Origin of the sequence: Octadecabacter sp. R77987 (genome assembly GCF_042466115.1) — a bacterium.
Lineage (GTDB): Bacteria > Pseudomonadota > Alphaproteobacteria > Rhodobacterales > Rhodobacteraceae > SW4.
This window is the reverse complement of the sequence record NZ_JAXHBQ010000001.1, coordinates 2,599,376-2,619,814: the sequence shown is the minus strand read 5'-3', so window position 1 is coordinate 2,619,814 and position 20,439 is coordinate 2,599,376. Positions and strand designations below refer to the sequence as shown.

Sequence of the window (20,439 nt, the reverse complement as noted above, 5' to 3'; positions counted from 1 at the left end):
CCCCATGGGGGAGGTCCGGGCGCTGCCCGTGCAAGCACGGACTAAGTGATGACCAACACAACAGAGACACTGCAGGCAGCTTTTGACACTCTCGATCTGGCACTCACTTCAAGCAGTGAGCCTATCAGTTGGTGTGCTGAAGCGGCTGTCGCTTTGTCGGCGGAAGTCAGTGCAATTGATCAGGGCGATGTTACCCGCCCAGACTATCAACTTACGCTAGGCCTTTTCTTGCTGGTTTTTTGCGATCATTTCAGCCGGATTTGCGGTGTTGAGCAAGAAGCCGTCGCAACGCTGGCGCTAGCCGTTTTGGCGACAGGTCGCTCGGACAATCACCTCGCGGCCGAAGCGATTGAATTTCACAATGACTTAGCCAATGACGCCCCTGCGATACTAGAGCTAATTGGGAATGGATGTGCAAATTGGACCAAGGCACCTAACCTCTCAAATCTCAACTCGCTCCGTGCAACCTTTTTGGCTCTAGTCGCGGAGCTTGAGGAATCATGACCCCCGAACTCACAGCCCTCACCCTCGCAGGCCTCCTGCAAATCGGCCAGTTCTGCGCCTATTCGCTGACCTCGATCCAGCAGGTTGGCGTCAAAAAGGCTGCCGGCCCGCGTGACCAGCATATCCAGCTGACCGGCACGGCGGGCCGCCTGCAACGCGCCATGAACAACCATTTCGAAGGGCTGATCCTGTTCACTATCGCTGTGCTGGTCGTGACTCTCTCAAACCAATCGACCCCGTTCACCGCAACCTGCGCCTATGCCTATCTGATCGCGCGCATCGTCTATATCCCCGCCTATGTGTTCGGCTGGGCACCGTGGCGCAGCGCGATCTGGGCGGTGGGCTTGCTTGCCACCTTGCTGATGCTGTTGGCCGCAATACTTTAGCCATACGGTTTCCATACGCTTTCCATACGCCTACCATACGGCCAAAATCGAAGGAATTACGCCCATGTCCACCTACGACGTTATCATCATCGGGTCCGGCCCCGGCGGCTATGTGTCCGCCATTCGTTGCGCGCAACTGGGTCTGAAAACGGCTGTTGTCGAAGGGCGTGACACGCTGGGCGGCACCTGTCTGAACGTGGGCTGTATCCCCTCCAAGGCGCTGTTGCATTCCTCGCATATGCTCCACGAAGCCGAACACAATTTCGCGGCGATGGGCCTGAAGGGCAAGTCGCCCTCCGTCGATTGGAAACAGATGCTGGCCTATAAGGACGATGTGATTGGTCAGAACACCAAGGGTATCGAATTTCTGTTCAAAAAGAACAAGGTAGATTGGATCAAGGGCTGGGCGAGCATCCCCGAAGCGGGCAAGGTCAAGGTCGGAGAAGAGGTGCACGAGGCCAAGCATATCGTCATCGCCACCGGCTCGGAAGTCAGCGACTTGAAGGGTGTCGAGGTCGATGAAAAGACCGTTGTGTCCTCCACCGGCGCGCTGGAATTGAACAAAATCCCCAAGAAGCTGGTCGTGATCGGCGCGGGCGTGATCGGACTGGAACTGGGCAGCGTTTACAAGCGGTTGGGGGCCGAGGTGACGGTGATTGAATTTCTTGACAAAATCACCCCCGGCATGGACGGCGAAATCCAGAAAGTGTTCCAAAGAACGCTGAAAAAACAAGGGCTTGAATTTGTCATGGGCGCCGCCGTGCAGGGTGTCACGACCAAAGGCGGCAAGGCCACCGTCACCTATAAACTGCGCAAAGACGACAGCGAGGCAACGATTGACGCCGACACTGTTCTGCTCGCCACGGGGCGGCGGCCCTACACCGACGGGCTGGGGCTGGACAAGCTGGGTGTCGCGATGTCCGAGCGTGGCCAGATCAAGACCGATGATCACTATGCCACGAATATCAAAGGGATTTATGCCATCGGTGATGCCATCGACGGCCCCATGCTGGCCCACAAGGCCGAAGACGAAGGCATGGCCTGCGCCGAGGGTCTGGCGGGGCAGAAACCACATGTTAACTATGGTGTGATACCCGGTGTGATCTATACGCACCCCGAGGTCGCGACCGTAGGCCAGACCGAAGAACAACTGAAAGACGAAGGCCGCGCCTATAAGGTCGGCAAGTTTTCCTTCATGGGCAACGGCCGCGCCAAGGCGAATTTTGCCGGTGACGGGTTCGTAAAAATCCTGGCCGATCAGGAAACCGACCGTATCTTGGGTGCGCATATCATCGGCCCGATGGCGGGAGACCTGATCCACGAAATTTGCGTGGCGATGGAATTTGGTGCCGCCGCCGAAGACCTCGCGCGCACCTGCCACGCCCACCCCACCTATTCGGAAGCCGTGCGCGAAGCGGCCCTTGCCTGCGGTGACGGCGCGATCCACGCTTAAGGTTTCGTTAACCATCTGCCCAAAAGTGGCGCGGCTAATTCCATGGCCGTGCCACATTTCTTTGGCAAACCTGTCGGTGAAACGCATTTACGGCAGGATACGATGAAACCTTTCTTTAGCCTTATCGCCCTTGTTCTGGGCCTGACATTCATGACTGCAACGCCCGCCGCGGCGCGTGGTTCAATCCCCTATGGCACCCAGCACAGCCTTGATTTCGTTGCGGAAATGGGTGCGATCGGCCCTGGTGGTCGCAATGCTTCCCTCTGCCATCACACAGTGCGCAATCACGTGGTGTTTCTGGGGTATTGGGCACGCAGCGAAGGCTATGTGATGTCCACAACAGGCTGCGAAGGCAACAGCTATTACAGCTTTGACGCTGCCGCCTTTGCCGCCGCGCAGGCCGCTGGCATCCTGCCTGCCGACATGCCCGCAACCCCGCGTATGACCGGTCAGCAACTGATGATCGGCTTTGGCTGGTTGATCCTGCTGGGCATCGCCGGGTTCTTCAAAGCGCTGCAATTCCTGCTACATGGCCGCAAACGCGCTGTTCCGCGCGCGGCGATTGCCGCCAAGATGCTGTCAGCCATGTGCATTGTTGCCAAGTCTGACGGCCACATTGACGGCGAAGAAGAAAAGGCGATCAATTTCGCCTTTGAGAAAATCATGGGCAAGCGCCTGACATCCATGGAAATTCGCACTGCCTTGGCCAAGGCCCCCTTTGTCACCGACCCCCGCCAGCTTGGCGATTTGGGCGCAGGCACCCGCGAGGCGGATCGCCAGATCATCATGCGTGGCGCGCTTCTGGTGGCTTGCTCGGACGGCGAAATTCAGGACGCCGAACACCGCGTGATCGGCCATATGGCCCAGGCGCTGGTGATCCCCGCGCCGCAGATCATGTCGATGGTGCGCGACTTCGCGGGCCTTCTCAGGACGCCAGTAGCCGCAGCCCCTGCGTAACATCGGTGCGCACCGCCAGCCGCAATCCCGGTTCATCGCCCGCTTTCAGCGCGGCGATGATCAGCTTGTGGTGATAGGGCGGTTCGGTGCGGCGCAAGCGCCCGTAAAGTGATCGCATGGTCGGCCCGACCTGAAGCCAGACCGTTTCCGCCATGGCCAGCATCGCAGGCGCCTGCGCACGCAAATAGAGGGTGCGGTGAAACTCAAGGTTCATGCGGATATATCCGGGTGCATCGTGGCGCGCGACCATCTGCCCGACGCCCGCGTTGATCGTTTCCAGACGCTCGATCAAGGCAAGGTGCGCGCGTGGCAGGGCGCGACTGGCCAGTTCCGGTTCCAACAGCGCGCGCAGGGCCGCCAGTTCCTCGAGCCTTTCGCTTGACAGTTCCGGCGTGGATACCCGCCCGGATGACGACAGAAACAACGCCCCTTCGGCTACCAAACGGCGCACGGCCTCGCGCGCGGGCGTCATCGACACGCCAAATTCCTTGCCGATCCCGCGCAGGGTCAGTGCCTGCCCCGGCTCCATCTCGCCGTGCATGATACGGGTGCGCAGCGTGCGATACACGCGGTCATGGGCGGATCCGGCAGGATCGTTCGGGCGGGACTGGATCAACATGGGTCATATGTGATCACAAGCGCCGCTGCGGTCAATCGCGAAACCGCACGCGGTGCAGCCTGTCACCGTTTTCACGCAGCCATTTGCGGCAGCGCTTGTGATCGGGAAAAATGTCGGCGACCACCGCCCAAAAGGCATCCGAGTGATTCATTTCAACAAGATGCGAGACCTCGTGGGCCGCGACATAATCAAGAACATCAGGCGGGGCCATGATCAGCCGCCACGAATACATCAAATCGCCTGCCGATGAACACGATCCCCAGCGTGACCGCGTGTCGCGCAGGGTGATCCGCCCGTAGGTGCGCCCCAAAGCGGCCGCATACCGATCCGATGCATCCGCAAGCCGATCACGCGCGTGAAGTTTCAGATAGGCCTCTACACGGGCGCTGACACGCCCCGGATCATCGGGAACAATCAGTGCCGCTTCGCCCATGCGAGCGCGTTTCACAGGACCGGCGACAATTTCCAGATCCTGCCCGCCAAACGGCACGGTGCCACCAATCTGGGGGCGCACTTCGGCGGTGATGCCGGCCAGATGCCCGCGCAACCAGTCTTCGCGCTCGCTCACAAAGGCGATTCCTTCGCGTTCGCTTACCCGCTGCGGCAAGGTCAGCGTCACGCGCCCGTCCAGCCGCGACACCCGCAACGACAGGCGGCGCGCACGGGTCGAACGGCGCAACGTGACTTCGATCGGGGGGTTGCCCCCAATGACATGACGGCCCATATGACGTCCCAGTTAGAATGCCGCGCCAAAGGCTTTGACACGCCTGACAGCTTATGGCAGTTGGCGTCATTGCGCTGCAAGTAGTCAGATTTTGAAGGGAAGCAAGATGCCCAAAGAAGAGTGGGGAACCAAACGTGTTTGCCCGACAACCGGCAAACGGTTCTACGACCTGAACGCCGACCCGATCATTAGCCCCTACACCGGCGAAACGGTCACCATCAACACCGGCAAGACCCGCACAATGGTCGCCGATGCTGCGGATGCGCAGACCAAGAAGATGGAGGACGAATCTGAAGATGATGATCTCGTGCTCGACGATGATGATGACGAAGATGTCAATCTGGGTGATGACGTTCTGGAAGATGACGACGACGATGATGTTTCGCTTGACGAAATTGCCGATGTCGCCGCACCGGACGACGACAGCTAGGTGATCACGCACCAATCACCGTTGGGCGGGATTTTTTCTCTTGATCTCGCCCGCGACGCTGCATAGACAGCACCTCGCTGACATCATTTCCTACGTCAGCATTTGGGGCCTTAGCTCAGCTGGGAGAGCGCCTGCATGGCATGCAGGAGGTCAGCGGTTCGATCCCGCTAGGCTCCACCAAATTCCCCGACATTCCAGACCATGAACGCGCCGCTGTACGCGCGTTCACAAGGCTTGCAGTCGCCCCCAAATCGCTTCAAGGTTTTCCAAACACATGGGGGCGCGCATGTCACAAATCATCAATCGAACTCGGCGCCGATATTGGTGGGACATTTACGGATGTCGTGCTGGAAACGGCTGCCGGTTCGTTCTCGACCAAGGTTCTGACGACCTATAGCGCGCCCGAGGATGCGATCATCGACGGGATGCATCAGGTCTGTGCCAAATCGGGCATCACGCCTGGGGATATCGGCCAGATCATCCATGGCACGACCCTTGCCACCAATGCGCTGATCGAACGGCGCGGGGCGAAAACGGCGCTGATCACCACCCAAGGCTTTCGCGATGTCATTGAAATGCGGACCGAAAGCCGGTTCGAACAATATGATCTGAACCTGACGTTGCCCGACCCGCTGTTGCCGCGTCAGATGCGTTACACCGTGCCCGGCCGGATTGACGCGACGGGGGCCGAATTGGTGCCGCTGACCCGCGAGGATATCATTCCCGTGGTGCAGCAAATTGCCGATGCGGGCTATGAAAGCGTGGCCATCGGCCTGCTGCATTCTTATCTGAACGACGCGCACGAACGGCTGGTGGCTGAAGTCGTGGCCGAAATCATGCCAGAAGCGATGCTATCGCTTTCGTGCGAGGTGTCGCCGCAGATGCGTGAATACGAACGGTTCAACACCACCGTTGCCAACGCCTATATCAAGCCGCAGATGAAATCCTATCTGGGCCGTTTGCGCGGGCGGATGCAGGCCGAAGGCGTAGGTTGCAACATCTTTCTGATGCATTCGGGCGGCGGGATCATGTCGATCGAAAGTGCCGCCGAATTCCCCGTGCGACTGGTTGAGTCCGGCCCTGCCGGGGGTGCCGTGTTCGCCGCCAATATCGCCGCGCGTTACGGGTTGGACAAGGTCCTGAGCTTTGACATGGGCGGCACCACGGCCAAGATTTGCTTGATCAAGAACCAGACCCCGAAAACGTCGCGCGTGTTCGAGGTTGCCCGCACCTATCGCTTCAAGAAAGGGTCGGGCATGCCCATTTCGATCCCCGTGATAGATATGGTGGAAATTGGCGCGGGCGGTGGATCGCTCGCACATGTTGACGCGATGCAGCAAATCCGCGTCGGGCCGGAATTGGCAGGGTCCGAACCCGGTCCGGCCTGTTACGGGCGCGGCGGGGATCGCCCTGCAGTGACGGACGCCGACCTAGTGCTGGGCAAACTGGACCCCGACAATTTCGCTGGTGGCACGATCCCGCTGCACACGGATAATTCCAGCGATGCCTTGACCCGCGTGCTGGGTGAGCCGCTTGATATGGATGCAGTAACGGCGGCCTTTGGACTGGCCGAAGTTGTCGATGAAAACATGGCCAATGCCGCACGGGTGCATGCCGTGGAAAACGGCGAGGACCTGTCCGATTACACGATGATCGCCTTTGGCGGTGCGGCCCCACTACACGCGGGGCGTTTGTGTGAAAAGCTGGGCATTGACCGCTTGCTTGTCCCACCGGGGGCCGGTGTCGGATCAGCCATCGGGTTCCTGCGCGCGCCGTTTTCGTTCGAGGCGAACAGGTCTGTCTACATGAAGCTGTCGGATTTTGATGCCCCCCGCGTGGCCACCCTGCTAGAAGAATTGCAGGCCGAGGCGCGTGGATTTGTCCGCAACTGCGACCCAAACGCCGACATCCTGTCGGAATTCAAAGTCTATATGCGCTACACCGGACAGGGCTGGGAAATCCCGATCACGCTGACTGTGGATCAGGCCAACGCCCCCGACGCGGCCACCTTCTTGCAGCTGTTCGAGGCCGATTACACAAAACTGTTCGGGCGCACGGTTGCGGGGTTGGACGTGGAAATCACCGTCTGGTCGGTCAACGCGACTACGCCGCCTGAACGTGTCGAACAGGTCGCGCTGGCGGATGACGCGGGCGCGTCGGATGCCAAGACAACCCGCCCGATTTTTGACCCCGCAGGTGCCGCATTTGCCGATGCCCGGATCGTCAAACGTGCCGATCTGACCACGGGCCAGACCGTCACCGGCCCTGCAGCGATCGTCGAGGATGAAACCACTGTTATCATCCCCGTCAGCCGCCATGCCATCCGCCAACCAGACGGTTGCATCGACATCAAAGGGGGCCGCGCATGACCAGCCAGCCATCAAACGTGGCCTATCAGGTCATGTGGAACCGCCTGATATCTGTCGTCGAGGAACAGGCCCAAGCCCTTGTGCGCACAGCCTTTTCGACATCCGTGCGGGAAGCGGGCGATCTGTCGGCAGGCGTCTATGACCTTGACGGGCAAATGCTGGCACAGGCTGTCACGGGCACCCCCGGCCACGTCAACGCCATGGCCGATGCCGTGGCGCATTTCATCCGCCGGATCGGGCGCGACAACATCGCCGAGGGTGACGTTTACATCACCAACGACCCCTGGGAAGGCACCGGCCACCTGCATGATTTCACCATCGTCAGCCCGTCGTTTCACAAAGGCGCACATGTGGGCTTTTTCGCCTGCACAGCGCATGTGGTCGATGTGGGCGGGCGCGGTTTCGGGGCCGATGGCGCCAGCGTTTACGAGGAAGGTATCTATATCCCGATCATGAAATTCGCCGACCGCGGCACGGTGGATGACACGCTTGTGGCGATCGTGCGCGGCAATGTGCGTGAACCGGACCAGTTGATCGGTGACATCTACGCGCTGGCAACTTGCAACGAAATCGGCCACCGCCGCCTGATCGACATGATGGAGGAATTCGAGCTGGACGATCTGAATGGCATCGCGGCGTTTATCCTTGACCGCTCCCGCGCCGCCACGCTGGAGCGGATCGCCGCCCTTCCGCGAAAATCAGCAACCGGAGAGCTGACGATTGACGGGTTTGATACAGCGATCACCCTGCGCGTCAAGCTGACCATCGAAAAGGACCGGATCATCAGCGATTTCACCGGCACATCAGGCGTTGACAAAAAGGGGATCAACTGCCCGCTGGTTTATGCCAAGGCCTATGCCTGTTACGCGTTGAAAGTGGCGATTGCGCCGGAAATTCCCAATAACGCCGCCAGCCTCGCGCCGTTTGAAATTACCGCGCCGGACAACACCATCGTCAACGCCGTGCACCCCGCGCCTGTGGCTTTGCGCCATATCGTCGGGCATTTCGTGCCGGATGCGGTGTTCAATGCCTTTGATCAGATTGTCCCCGGTTTGGTGCCCGCCGAAGGGGCCGGATGCCTGTGCAACTTTCAGGTCTCCTTGCGCCCCCGCACCGATGCGCCCGCCCCTGCCGGTGCCGTGCGATCCGAAGTTCTGACGTTCAATTCCGGCGGGTCCGGCGCGCGACCCGCGTTTGACGGGCTGAATGCGACCGCCTTTCCGTCCGGCGTGATGACCATGCCGGTCGAGGCGACCGAACACGCCGGCCCCGTGATCATCTGGCGCAAGGAATTGCGCCCCGACAGCGGCGGTGCGGGCAAACAGCGCGGCGGCCTTGGGCAATACATGGAAGTGGGCGCGCGCGCGGGCCATGAATTCGACATTCAGGCGATGTTCGACCGCGTCGATCACCCCGCACAGGGGCGGCGTGGTGGTGGCGCAGGCGCACCCACGACCATCGCGCAGGATGACGGCACGCCGATGCGCGGCAAGGGTAAACAGTTCGTCGCGCACGGGCGACGCGTGGTCATGGCCTTTCCCGGCGGGGCTGGCTATGGCGACCCGTCAGCGCGATCTCTTGACCTTGTAAAGAGCGATCTGGCGCGGGGCTATATTTCGGCTGAAACGGCGCAAGCGGATTATGGGCTAAGCGATGCGGACATCCGTGCCGTGGCCCAAGCCGTGCAGGAAGGGCGCGAGCCATGAATACCTATGACATCGTGATCATCGGCGGGGCGATGGTGGGGTCCTCCATCGCCTATTGGACATCGCGCGATCCCGCGTTCAAGGGCCGCATCGCTGTGATCGAGCGTGATCCGACTTATGAATTTGCATCAACCACGCACACCAATTCCTGCATCCGCCAGCAATTCGGCACCCGCATCAATATCCAGATCAGCCAGTTCGGCGCTGAATTTATCAACAATTTCAAACGCTACATGGGTGGTGACGCGCCCGACCTGCCGATCCAGAATTATGGCTACATGTATCTGGCCGACACCCCCGAATTTGCCAGCGTCTTGCGCGACAACCAACAGGTGCAGACCGACATGGGCGCGGGCACGCGGATCATGTCGCGCGACGAGATTGCCGCCGCCTATCCGTTCTACAACCTTGATGATGTGATTTGCGGCAGCCACAACACCTTGAACGAAGGGTATTTTGACGGCGGCACCATATTCGACTGGTTTCGCAAAAAGGCCCGTGCGCAGGGCGTTGAGTATATCAAAGGCGAGGTTACGGGGATCACCCGTTCGGGCGACACCGTGACGGGTGTGACCCTGTCGGACGGCACGGGCATCAGCGCGGCCAAGGTCGTCAACGCCTCTGGCCCGCGCGCCAATGTTACCGCACAGATGGCGGGGCTGCATGTGCCCGTCGAGGCGCGCCGCCGCTATACGTTCATCTTTGATGCGGCCAAGCCGCTGGACCGCGATCTGCCCCTGACGATTGACCCGTCAGGCGTGCATATGCGCAGCGACGGGCGCTACTACCTTGCCGGATGCCCGCCCGATGATGATCCTGCCGTGGAATTTGACGACTTCGCCATTGATCACGGCCTGTGGGAAAACAAGGTCTGGCCGGTTCTTGCCACCCGCGTGCCTGCCTTTGAACAAATCAAGCTGATCAACACATGGGTCGGGCACTACGCCTATAACACGCTGGACCAGAACGCGATCGTCGGCGCGCACCCCGAGGTCGCCAACTTCTACTTTGCCAACGGATTTTCCGGCCACGGACTTCAGCAAAGCCCCGCCATTGGGCGGGGAATGGCCGAATTGCTGGTGCATGGCGCATTTCAGACCCTTGACCTTGCGCCCCTGGGGTATGAGCGTATCGCAAGCAACACACCGTTCGTTGAGCGGGCCGTGATCTGACACAAGAATAAAGGCTGTCACATGAAGAAAATCGTCCTTACCGGAGCGCTGGGTGCGCTTGGATCGCAACTGCGCAAACCGCTGGCCGCGATGGCGGACGAACTGGTATCAGTCGATTTGGCGGATGCGCCAGATTTGCTGGACAATGAAACTTACGCCAAGGCCGATGTGGCCAAGATGGACGAAATCGGCCCCGTGTTGGAAGGCGCGGATATGGTCGTGCATTTCGCCGCCATCCCGGACGAGCGCCCGTTCGAGGAACTGTTGGGGCCGAATTACATCGGCGCCTATAACGTCTGGGAAGCGGCCTATCAGCATGGGCTGCGCCGTGTGATCTATGCCTCGTCAATCCATGCGGTCGGGATGCAGCCAACGGCGGACGGAATCGACACAAACTGCGATCACCGCCCCGACACGTTCTATGGTCTGGCCAAGTGTTTTGCCGAAGATATGGGCCGGATGTATTGGGAAAAACGCGAGCTGGAATCGGTGTGCCTGCGCATCGCGTCCTGCACGCCCGAACCGGGAAACGTGCGCGCGCTTGGCACATGGTTGTCCTATGACGATCTGATCCAGCTTGTGCAGCGCGCGATCGACACGCCAACAGTCGGCTACACGGTCGTCTATGGTGTCAGCGCCAACACCCGCGCGCCCGTAGACAACACCCGCGTGTCTTTCCTTGGGTATCGCCCCAAGGACAACGCCGAAGACTGGGCCGAAGCCCTGTTTGCCAAAGAAGGACCGGCAGATCCGCAGAACCTTGCACAAATGCGGATCGGCGGGCCGTTCGCGACCGTGCCCTTGGGCGAAAGCGGCGTGGCAATGATCAAGAAAATGGGTGAGACCGCGCCAGCGCCAGAAGGCGCGGCAACGCCCAAAGGCAACGGTGGCAAGCTGCCGTCATTCTTGTCGAAAAAGGGAATGAGCTAGGTCGCCGCGCTGAACCGGACGACAAAAGTCGCCCCCTGCACGGTCTTGGCCAGCGCGATTGACGCGCTGTGTGCTTCAAGCATGCGGGCGACGATGGGCAGCCCCATTCCGGTGCCACCCGCATCGCGACGGGTGGTAAAAAACGGGTCGAAAATGCGGGCGCGGTTTCCGTCAGTCACGCCATTGCCGTTGTCGGCGACCGTTAGGTCGCGCCCGTCGCGCGCGGTGATCGTCACCTTTGTTGCGCCATGCGCACCGGCATTTCCCAGCAGATGATCCAATACCAGCCGCATCCTCTCGGCGGGCAGTGGCAGGGCGTCGCCGCCCTCTACCGTGATCTCAAGTGTCGGGAAATCCTGACGCAATCCGGCGGCCAGATCGGTGATCCGGCAAGTCCCCTCCACCAGCGGTTCCTGCGCGCGCGCAAGGGCGCGTTGCGCGTCCAGCAGGGCGGTCATGCGGGTTGTCGCCGCGTCGATTTGCGCCAGCAATCTTGCGCGCGCATCGGCGGGCAAGTCAGGCGCGGCAAGCAGTTCGGTTGCACCACGGATCACCGTAAGGGGGGATTTCAACTCGTGGGTGACGTGATCGGCATAGCTGCGCAGCACTGCCTCGCGGTTCAGCAAAACATGGCCCATATCAAGGATCGACTGGCCCATATCGCGCATCTCGGCGGTGCCGTAATGGGACAAGGGGGCAAGTGCTGCGTCTTCGCCGTTCTTGATTTCATGGGCGCGCTCGGCCAGTGCGGTGATCGGATTGAGCAAGACGCGCCACATCATCCAGCCCAAAACTGCGGTGGCCGCAATCACAAGAAAGGTGATCAGGATTGATGCGTTTGTGCATGACATCGTTGGCCAGCCTTCGCCAATGAAGGCGGGGCGAAGGGGCACGCAAAGCACGCGCACCACCCCGAACCCAAGGAACGGCAAGGCCAGCACCGCGACCAACATGCAGCCCAGGAACAGGGCAAGCGTGGGACGCCACTTGCGCGTTATTTGCCCCGACATGCACCCATCCTGATCCCGACACCATGCACGGTTTCAATGGCGTCCGCACAACCGGCCTGCGTCAGCTTGCGGCGCAGGTTGCGCAGGTGGCTGTCGACTGTGCGGTCGCTGACGTGGATGTTTGTGCCATAGATCGCATCGACCATCTGCGGGCGCGAGGTCACGTGATCGGGCCGCTGGATCAGCCGCGCAAGCAGGTCCATTTCACGCGCGGTCAGCGGCACGGTGTCGCCGTTCACGCGGCAGATGTGGCGGGTCTGGTCGACCTCGATGATACCGTGGCGCGCGGTGGTTTGCGCAGGGGCGCGTGTACCCGATCGTTTCAGAATGGCACGCACACGGGCGACCAGTTCACGCGGCGAAAACGGCTTGGCAACATAGTCGTCCGCGCCCATTTCAAGGCCCACCACACGGTCGATTTCATCGCCGCGCGCTGTCAGGAACAGGATCGGCACCTCGCTTGATTTGCGCACCTCGCGGCATACGGCCAACCCGTCCATTTCCGGCAACCCGATATCAAGCACGATCAGGTCGGGCATTTCACGCGCCGCCAATGTCACCGCCATCGCCCCGTCGCCAGCCTGCACCACGTCGAATTCCGCCTGCCCCAGCGCGATTTTCAGGATGTCGCGGATTTGCGGATCGTCATCAACGATCAGGACCTTGTTGCTCATGTCGCGCTCCCTTCCGGGGTCAGGTTACGGCGCAAGCGCCAGTTGCGGTAGCCCCAATCGCGCCAACCTTGGGGGGCGGTAAGGGTCATGTTGGACGGGGGACAAATCTGATATCCAAGTGCGCGTTCATGGGCGACAATCGCGGCGTCCGCCCCTTCGCCAAGCTGGCAAACATAAGGCGTCGCTTGGGGGTGGTGCGCCAGATTATAGGTCGCGATGATCCCCGCTACATTCACGAAACACAGCACATAAAGCACGGCCACGGCCATGGCGGCATTGACACGGATCAGCCAATTGATGCTGTGCACCCGCACCATTTGCAAGATCATTGCGATCAACCCTGCTGCAACCAGCCCCATCCAGACCATCGCCGTAAACCGCAGGTAGGTCAGCCCGTAGGCCTGCACATAAAGATCAAGGCGCAGCACTGCCGACAGCGTCAGGGCAACATTCTGCGCAATCCACAGATACAGCAGCGCTTTCAACCCCTTGCGCCCCGGCAGGAAAGGTTGCGCCAGCAGCGCGAACAACCCCGCCAGCAGCGCTGTGGCGATCAGCGGATAGGCACCGCGATGGGCGTATTGTGCATAGGTCATCCCGTCGGGCAGGCTTGCCCCGCCCCACAGATAGGTCAGGTCCATGGCCGTCTGCACCGCAAAGAATAGGTTGAACCCGATCAGGGCGCGCCACAGGGACGCCGCGTTCAAAACCGCATGGGGCAGGCGAAACAGCGACGTCGTGCCCGCCACCGGCAGGCGCGGCACCATGTATGCACGCAGCGGGGCCAGCCGCAGCACGGGCCAGACGGCAAGCCCCGCAAAGACCCAGAACAAGATCCGTTCAATGTCGCCAATCGTCGTCGGCGCAAGGTTGGTGAGCGTGGACACCCAAGCCGCAAGGATTGGATTGGCACGCATCAGCAGGATCAGGAATATCCCGCCAAGTCCGACAGGCAGCGCCCAATTGGTGAACAACCCGCCAAAGGGGATACTGCGCGCCGTTTCACCAACTTTGACCTGTTTGGTGGTCGCCAGAATGTCGCGAACCGTTTGCCAATGCCCCAGCAGCAAAAACCGCCCGACAGCGCGCGCCAGACGCGCAGCATCGACAGGGCCACCGTCCAGCAAGCACCACGCCACAAAGTGTAACAGCCCCGCAATCGCAAAACCGATGGACAAGGGCTGCACAGTTTCGACAAGCGGCAGAACGCCAAGCGCGATGCCCCCCCACCCCAACATCATCCCGCGCCGCGACAGGCGACGGCCCAGACAGAATTGTGCGGCTGCGGCGAGGGCGATGATGAACACGACAAGTGACAGCCCCGGCGTGACCTGCCACATCATCACATCCATCAGGACAATCAGAGCGATCAACACCGGAAAGGCGCCCTGCGTCACAACCGGCAATGGGTGCACGCCGTCAGTCGCCCCGCTGCGGCTGTCCGCGGCCATCCACCACGCATCCTTGGCCAGTCCGCGGGGCAATCCGCGCACGATGTATCCTGACATGTCTGATCCCTCGTCTTGTTGATTGACGACAGGGATAGGGCGCAGGGGTGCAAGCCCCGCGCGGCGTTTGTGCAGTTTTTGTGCAGAGGCTATTTGACGGTGGCAGCCCGAATGGCGCGGATATTTTCGCCGTAGGGCGCGGGGTTGGACACCGATCCACCCTTGAACACAGCTGATCCGGCGACCAGAACATCGGCCCCCGCCGCAACGACCAGCGGCGCAGTTTCAGGCGTCACGCCACCGTCAATTTCGATGTGGATCGGACGGTCGCCAATCATGGCACGCAATTGGCGGACCTTTTCAATTTGGCTGTGAATGAACTTTTGTCCGCCGAAACCGGGGTTCACAGTCATCACACAGACCATATCAACCATATCAAGCAGATACTCGACCTCGCCCGCTGGCGTGGCGGGGTTCAGCGCAACACCCGCCTTGGCACCTGTCGCGCGGATCGCCTGCATCGTGCGGTGGGTATGGGCGCCAGCCTCGACATGGGCGGTGATGTAATCGGCACCGGCGGCGGCGTAGGCTTCGATATATTGATCCACCGGAGAGATCATCAAATGCACGTCCATCACCGTTTTGATATGCGGGCGGATCGCGGCGCACAGGGGCGGGCCAAAGGTCAGGTTGGGCACAAAATGCCCGTCCATCACATCCACATGGACCCAGTCACAGCCCTGATCCTCGATCGCCTGAATTTCCAAGCCGAAGTTGGCAAAATCCGCCGACAGAATGGACGGAGCGATTTTCAAAGAGCGGTCAAAAGTCATGGCAGGCTTTCCTTGTGCAGCGTTTCATACCCTTTAGCCCAGCAGACGGGCGGCGTCACCTCCCCCCGTGGGGGTGCGACGCGATGGCAGGGGGCGACCTGCGCAAGAGTGTGGTATATGGATATTATGGATCATATCACCCTACATCACGCTGATATCATTCCCAAAGGGGCCGCTTATCACCTGACCCGCGCGACGTTGGATACGCGCCGCCCGCAGGTTCTGCATGCCCATGATTTCTTTGAACTTCTTTGGGTGCAGAACGGCACTGTGCGCCATCACATGCCGGACGGGCGCGCCGATCTGAGAGAGGGCGACATGCTGTTCGTGCGCCCCGATCATACCCACGGGTTGCAAGGGCGCGGCGAAGACGCGCTGGTTGTCTCGATCAGCCTGTCGCCCGATATGATCGCTGATCTTGGGCAACGCCACGACGCCTTGCAGGGTCGGTTTTTCTGGGCTGACGGCCCTGCCCCCGTGCTGAAACACCGCGATATGCGCCAGCTTGCCACCGTGAACGCCGCCGCGCTGCGTCTGGAGCGCGCCAAACCCAGCGCGTTCGAGGCCGAGGCGTTCCTGCTTCCCCTTCTGACCAGCCTGCTTGACGGCGCGCCAGATGTGCAAGCCGGCGCACCACAGTGGCTGGCCGAGGCCTGCGCCGCCGCCCAAGACCCCGCCGTTTTCCGTGATGGCGCCGCCGGTTTTGTCGCGGTTGCAGGGCGTGCCCACCCGCATGTCAGCCGCACCACACGCGCCCATCTGGGCCAAAGCCCGTCCGAATATATCAACGCGATCCGCATGGATTACGCCGCCCGCCGCCTGTCGGGCACGGCCGACACATTGACGGAAATCGCCGCCGATTGCGGCATCCCGAACCTGTCTCATTTTCACAAGCTGTTTCTGGCGCATCATGGCCAGACCCCGCAACGCTATCGCCGTGCGCGACAACGTGACGTTCTGCAGCCCGCGCGCGCTTGAAAACGGCGCGGGGCCGTGCCACGTTCTATCTCTGCAATCGGAGAAGACGTCGTGACCACCACCATCGACACCAAAACGACCCACCTGCCCCAGACGGTCGAGGCGCGCAATGACGGCCTGCCGCTTGATCTGTCGTGGGTGCGATCCGTGCAGGCGAACACATCAGCGATTGAACGGCGCGCCGCGACGCTTCCGGGGCGGCGCAGCGTCAAAAAGGATTATCAGGCGGCGTGGCTGTGCCGCGCGATTGCCTGCATCGACCTGACCACGCTGGCTGGTGACGACACCGAAGGGCGCGTGCGCCGCCTCTGCGCCAAGGCCCGCCAACCCGTGCGGGCCGATATCCTCGACAAACTGGGAATGACTGGCCTGACCACCGGTGCGGTCTGCGTTTATCACGATATGGTCGAAACGGCCGTCGACGCGCTGCGCGGGTCAGGCATTCCTGTGGCGGCTGTGTCCACCGGTTTCCCCGCTGGCCTGTCACCGCTGCACCTGCGGCTGGCCGAGATCGGCGAAAGCGTTGACGCGGGCGCGCAGGAGATCGACATCGTCATTTCCCGCCGTCACGTGCTGACCGGAAACTGGCAGGCGCTTTATGATGAAATGCGCGCCATGCGTGATGCCTGCGGCGATGCCCACGTCAAGGCGATCTTGGCCACGGGCGAGCTGGGAACCCTGCGCAATGTCGCGCGTGCCTCGGTCGTTTGCATGATGGCGGGGGCAGATTTCATCAAGACGTCCACCGGCAAGGAACCGGTCAACGCGACCCTGCCCGTGACCCTGACAATGATCCGCGCGATCCGCGAATACCATGAACGCACAGGCATCCGTGTCGGCTACAAGCCCGCGGGCGGGATCAGCAAGGCCAAGGATGCGATCACCTATCTGGCGATGATGAAGGACGAATTGGGCGATCGTTGGTTGCAGCCCGATTTGTTCCGCTTTGGCGCCTCCAGCCTGCTGGGTGATATTGAACGGCAACTCGAACATCACGTCACCGGCGCCTATTCGGCCCAGTGGCGTCACGCGATTGGATAAGACATGACCGTCAAGGAAATTTTCGAAACGATGGATTACGGCCCCGCCCCCGAAGGTGCCGCCGAGGCGCTGGCGTGGCTGGTGGATATGGGTGACAGCTTTGGTCATTTCATTGACGGGCAGTTCACCCCTGTGGGTGACACATTCGAAAGTCGCAATCCGGCCAACGGCAACGTGCTCGCCAATGTCACCCAAGGCACGCAATCGGACGTGGATGCTGCCGTTGCCGCCGCGCGCAAGGCGCAAGGCAAATGGGCGAAACTGGGCGGGCATGGCCGCGCCAAGGTTTTGTATGCCATCGCACGTTTGTTGCAGAAACACTCCCGCCTGTTCGCGGTGATGGAAACTCTGGATAACGGCAAACCGATCCGCGAAAGCCGCGACATCGACATCCCGTTGGCCCAGCGGCATTTTTATTACCACGCGGGCATGGCGCAACTGATGTCATCCGAACTGCCCGACCGCGAGGCGCTGGGCGTTTGCGGTCAGATCGTGCCGTGGAATTTCCCGCTGCTGATGCTGTCGTGGAAAATCGCGCCCGCGCTGGCGATGGGCAATACGGTGGTGCTGAAACCTGCGGAATATACGTCCCTTACCGCGCTTTTGTTCGCGGATATCTGCCGTCAGGCGGGTGTGCCAAAGGGTGTCGTCAACATCGTGACCGGTGACGGCGCGGTAGGCGAAATGATCGTCAATGCGGACGTCGACAAGATCGCCTTTACCGGATCGACAGCCGTGGGCCGCCGTATTCGCGAGGCAACAGCGGGCAGTGGCAAGGCGTTGACTTTGGAACTGGGTGGCAAGTCCCCCTACATCGTGTTTGATGATGCCGATCTGGACAGCGCTGTCGAAGGCCTTGTCGATGCGATCTGGTTCAATCAGGGGCAGGTCTGTTGTGCCGGATCACGCTTGCTGGTGCAGGAAGGTGTGGCAAACCGGTTCTATACCAAACTGCGCGCCCGCATGGACAAGCTGCGCGTGGGCAACCCGATGGATAAATGCATCGACGTAGGCGCGATTGTCGACCCCGTGCAACTGCAACAGATCAAGGACAAGGTCGATGGCAACAATGCTGGCGTCACCTATCGCGCCGCTTGCGATATGCCCGCCGAGGGGTGTTTTTATCCGCCGACCCTGATCACCGGCCTGACCCCTGCGGATACGCTGATGCAGGAAGAAATCTTTGGGCCCGTGTTGGTCGGCACGACATTCCGCACCCCGTCCGAAGCAGTCGAAGTGGCCAACAACACCCGCTATGGGCTGGCCGCGACAGTGTGGAGCGAGAACATCAACCTTGCGCTGGATATCGCCCCGAAACTGGTCGCGGGCGTGGTCTGGATCAACGGCACGAACATGTTTGACGCCGCCGCCGGATTTGGCGGCGTGCGCGAAAGCGGGTTCGGGCGCGAAGGTGGCTGGGAAGGCTTGCAGGCCTACACGCGCCCCAAGGGCAGCGCGAAGAAATTGAAACCTGTCGCCGCATTCACCACCGAAGACGGCCACCCCGCCGATCCGCTGGATCGCACGGCCAAGCTCTATATTGGTGGCAAGCAATCCCGCCCCGATGGTGGCTATTCCAATCCGGTGTTTGACCGGTCTGGCAAGTTGCTGGGCCATGCGTCTGTTGCCAATCGCAAGGACGTGCGCAATGCGGTCGAGGCTGCGAATGGCGCCAAGAACTGGGGCAAGACCACGGGTCACCTGCGCGCGCAAATTCTGTATTACATCGCCGAAAACCTGTCGGCGCGGGCCGAGGAATTCGCCGACCGCATCAACCATCTGACGGGCGGGCGCAGTGGCGGCAAAGAGGTCGAAGCATCCATTCGCCGGTTGTTCACCTATGCCGCATGGGCCGACAAACTGGATGGCGCGGCCAAAGGCGTGCCGATCCGTGGTGTGGCGCTGGCGATGAACGAACCGGTCGGCACGATTGCAGCGCTCTGTGACGACGAGCACCCGCTGCTGGGCCTGATCAGCGCCATGGCACCCGCGATTGCGATGGGCAACCGCACGATACTGGTGGCAAGCGAGCCCTTCCCGCTGGCTGCGACCGATTTCTATCAGGTCTTGGAAACATCCGATGTGCCGGGAGGGGTGGTGAATATCCTGACGGGATCGCATGCCGAACTGGCCCCAACGCTGGCCAGCCACATGGATATCGACGCTGTCTGGTCGTTCTCAAGCACGGACCTATCGGGCGAAATCGAACGCGCCGCCGCGCTAAACCTGAAACGCACATGGGTCAACAATGGCCACGCGCGCGACTGGATGGACCGTGCGGTTGGCGAAGGCCGCGCTTTCCTAAGCGCCGCGACCGAGGTCAAGACAATCTGGATTCCCTACGGCGAAGGTTGATCGGGCGCGGAAGCGCCATGCCCGACCTCGGGAGGGTTCACTATCCCGCGTGACGGTCGTTGCGTCCACAAACCAGCCAAAGCGCGCAGCGGTCGTTGCTGAATGCCCTCCCGTGGGGGAGGTCGGGCATGGCGCTTGCGCGCCGCGCCTTGCGTCTTTGTCTCGCCGCCCTACCCTACTTGCTTTTCCAGCTATCAAGCCAGCGGCGGATGCGGCCCCGCCGCTCGGCCAGATCGGCATTGACGTGATCCAGACGATCGCCCGCCTTGTCGGCAATCGGATCAAGCGTGCGTTCGCGGAACTGCATCCACATGGCGCGGATGAACAGGATGCCGATGATCAGGAAAATGAAAAAACCGATATTGAACCACGGGAACGGGCGGTAATCGGGCCCGTCGATTTGTTTGATCCCGATTGCATTGGGAAAGATCGTAAAGAACCGGTTGCGCCAGCCATAATGGGTGATCGTCACCCATTTGGGATCCTCGGCTGTTGACACCAGATCCTGCGCCTCGCCCTGCAAATCGCGGGTATCGAATTTGAAGTAGGGCGGCCAAATCCAGCCTGTATCTTCGTTGCGATAGACCATCACATCGTCGCCGCCGCGGATCAGCCCGAACAGATAGGTCTGCTTGCGCTGCACGGTAATGAACAGCACATCGCGGTTCACCCCATCCACGTTTCCGCTGTCGGCCTGTGCAAAGAACCAACGGTTAAAGCTGCTGAAATCCTGCCGGATCGTGTCGGTTCCGGTGATGCGCGCCACGTCCTTTTGCGGCAAGGCGTAGTGTAGCAACAGCCCGAAAATCACGAAAAGCGTGATGCGAAGGATACGGCGGAAGTTGCGCAT

General features: G+C 61.0%; 19 protein-coding genes and 1 tRNA gene. 13 read left to right on the top strand and 7 right to left on the bottom strand.

Annotated features, from left to right (window positions below):
* The first annotated feature begins 48 nt into the window (after positions 1-48).
* The 4 genes from SJY21_RS13330 (at position 49) to SJY21_RS13315 (ending at position 3,300) form a co-directional block, all read left to right on the top strand.
* Positions 49-504 carry a hypothetical protein gene (locus tag SJY21_RS13330; protein WP_377511583.1) on the top strand — a complete coding sequence of 152 codons (456 nt, stop codon included), beginning with the start codon at positions 49-51 and terminating at the stop codon, positions 502-504.
* Positions 501-890: an MAPEG family protein gene (locus tag SJY21_RS13325; RefSeq protein ID WP_377511580.1), complete on the top strand. Its 390-nt coding sequence runs from the start codon at positions 501-503 to the stop codon at positions 888-890. The genes SJY21_RS13330 and SJY21_RS13325 overlap by 4 nt, the downstream gene beginning before the upstream one ends.
* 64 nt (positions 891-954) lie before the next feature.
* Positions 955-2,343 carry a dihydrolipoyl dehydrogenase gene (lpdA, locus tag SJY21_RS13320; protein ID WP_377511577.1) on the top strand — a complete coding sequence of 463 codons (1,389 nt, stop codon included), beginning with the start codon at positions 955-957 and terminating at the stop codon, positions 2,341-2,343.
* 42 nt (positions 2,344-2,385) lie between these two features.
* The gene (locus SJY21_RS13315; protein ID WP_377511574.1) at positions 2,386-3,300 is read left to right on the top strand and encodes a hypothetical protein; all 915 of its coding nucleotides are present in this window, start codon (positions 2,386-2,388) and stop codon (positions 3,298-3,300) included.
* Here the strand turns inward: SJY21_RS13315 and SJY21_RS13310 are convergent.
* Both SJY21_RS13310 and SJY21_RS13305 read right to left on the bottom strand, forming a co-directional pair.
* Positions 3,269-3,919, bottom strand: coding sequence for a GntR family transcriptional regulator (locus SJY21_RS13310; protein WP_377511571.1), 651 nt, complete (start codon positions 3,917-3,919; stop codon positions 3,269-3,271). The genes SJY21_RS13315 and SJY21_RS13310 overlap by 32 nt on opposite strands.
* A gap of 31 nt (positions 3,920-3,950) precedes the next feature.
* Positions 3,951-4,643 carry a M48 family metallopeptidase gene (locus SJY21_RS13305; RefSeq protein WP_377511568.1) on the bottom strand — a complete coding sequence of 231 codons (693 nt, stop codon included), beginning with the start codon at positions 4,641-4,643 and terminating at the stop codon, positions 3,951-3,953.
* Between the two features lie 106 nt (positions 4,644-4,749).
* On the opposite strand from SJY21_RS13305, the gene SJY21_RS13300 reads away from it, so the two are divergent.
* The 6 genes from SJY21_RS13300 (at position 4,750) to SJY21_RS13275 (ending at position 11,250) form a co-directional block, all read left to right on the top strand.
* Positions 4,750-5,073: a TIGR02300 family protein gene (locus tag SJY21_RS13300; protein ID WP_377511565.1), complete on the top strand. Its 324-nt coding sequence runs from the start codon at positions 4,750-4,752 to the stop codon at positions 5,071-5,073.
* A gap of 104 nt (positions 5,074-5,177) precedes the next feature.
* Positions 5,178-5,253: transfer RNA gene (locus SJY21_RS13295), tRNA-Ala, on the top strand.
* Positions 5,214-7,442, top strand: a complete 2,229-nt coding sequence (locus tag SJY21_RS13290) for a hydantoinase/oxoprolinase family protein (RefSeq protein ID WP_377513244.1) — start codon at positions 5,214-5,216, stop codon at positions 7,440-7,442. Before SJY21_RS13295 ends, SJY21_RS13290 begins: the two co-directional genes overlap by 40 nt.
* On the top strand, positions 7,439-9,148 hold the full coding sequence (locus SJY21_RS13285) for a hydantoinase B/oxoprolinase family protein (RefSeq protein ID WP_377511562.1): 1,710 nt from the start codon (positions 7,439-7,441) through the stop codon (positions 9,146-9,148). Before SJY21_RS13290 ends, SJY21_RS13285 begins: the two co-directional genes overlap by 4 nt.
* Positions 9,145-10,320 carry an NAD(P)/FAD-dependent oxidoreductase gene (locus tag SJY21_RS13280; protein WP_377511559.1) on the top strand — a complete coding sequence of 392 codons (1,176 nt, stop codon included), beginning with the start codon at positions 9,145-9,147 and terminating at the stop codon, positions 10,318-10,320. The genes SJY21_RS13285 and SJY21_RS13280 overlap by 4 nt, the downstream gene beginning before the upstream one ends.
* A gap of 21 nt (positions 10,321-10,341) precedes the next feature.
* A complete protein-coding gene (locus tag SJY21_RS13275) occupies positions 10,342-11,250 on the top strand; it encodes an NAD-dependent epimerase/dehydratase family protein (RefSeq protein WP_377511556.1) in 909 nt (302 codons plus the stop codon).
* On the opposite strand, the gene SJY21_RS13270 is transcribed toward SJY21_RS13275, so the two are convergent.
* The 4 genes from SJY21_RS13270 to rpe form a co-directional block, all read right to left on the bottom strand.
* Positions 11,247-12,260, bottom strand: coding sequence for a sensor histidine kinase (locus SJY21_RS13270; RefSeq protein WP_377511553.1), 1,014 nt, complete (start codon positions 12,258-12,260; stop codon positions 11,247-11,249). The two genes, SJY21_RS13275 and SJY21_RS13270, sit on opposite strands and share 4 nt — an antisense overlap.
* Positions 12,245-12,934 (bottom strand): response regulator transcription factor, encoded by a 690-nt coding sequence (locus SJY21_RS13265; RefSeq protein ID WP_377511550.1) that lies wholly within the window; start codon positions 12,932-12,934, stop codon positions 12,245-12,247. Before SJY21_RS13265 ends, SJY21_RS13270 begins: the two co-directional genes overlap by 16 nt.
* Positions 12,931-14,442 (bottom strand): DUF4173 domain-containing protein, encoded by a 1,512-nt coding sequence (locus tag SJY21_RS13260; protein WP_377511548.1) that lies wholly within the window; start codon positions 14,440-14,442, stop codon positions 12,931-12,933. Before SJY21_RS13260 ends, SJY21_RS13265 begins: the two co-directional genes overlap by 4 nt.
* An 89-nt stretch (positions 14,443-14,531) precedes the next feature.
* On the bottom strand, positions 14,532-15,215 hold the full coding sequence (rpe, locus tag SJY21_RS13255; protein WP_377511545.1) for a ribulose-phosphate 3-epimerase: 684 nt from the start codon (positions 15,213-15,215) through the stop codon (positions 14,532-14,534).
* 117 nt (positions 15,216-15,332) lie between these two features.
* Between rpe and SJY21_RS13250 the strand changes: the two genes are divergently transcribed.
* From SJY21_RS13250 to SJY21_RS13240, 3 genes are all read left to right on the top strand, one after another.
* A complete protein-coding gene (locus SJY21_RS13250) occupies positions 15,333-16,193 on the top strand; it encodes an AraC family transcriptional regulator (RefSeq protein ID WP_377511542.1) in 861 nt (286 codons plus the stop codon).
* 63 nt (positions 16,194-16,256) lie between these two features.
* The gene (gene deoC / locus SJY21_RS13245; RefSeq protein ID WP_377513242.1) at positions 16,257-17,234 is read left to right on the top strand and encodes a deoxyribose-phosphate aldolase; all 978 of its coding nucleotides are present in this window, start codon (positions 16,257-16,259) and stop codon (positions 17,232-17,234) included.
* Positions 17,235-17,237: 3 nt separating this feature from the next.
* The gene (locus SJY21_RS13240; protein WP_377511539.1) at positions 17,238-19,589 is read left to right on the top strand and encodes an aldehyde dehydrogenase family protein; all 2,352 of its coding nucleotides are present in this window, start codon (positions 17,238-17,240) and stop codon (positions 19,587-19,589) included.
* A gap of 175 nt (positions 19,590-19,764) precedes the next feature.
* Here SJY21_RS13240 and SJY21_RS13235 read toward each other — a convergent pair whose 3' ends face one another.
* Complete coding sequence (locus SJY21_RS13235; protein WP_377511536.1) at positions 19,765-20,439, bottom strand: DUF1523 family protein; 675 nt, start codon at positions 20,437-20,439, stop codon at positions 19,765-19,767.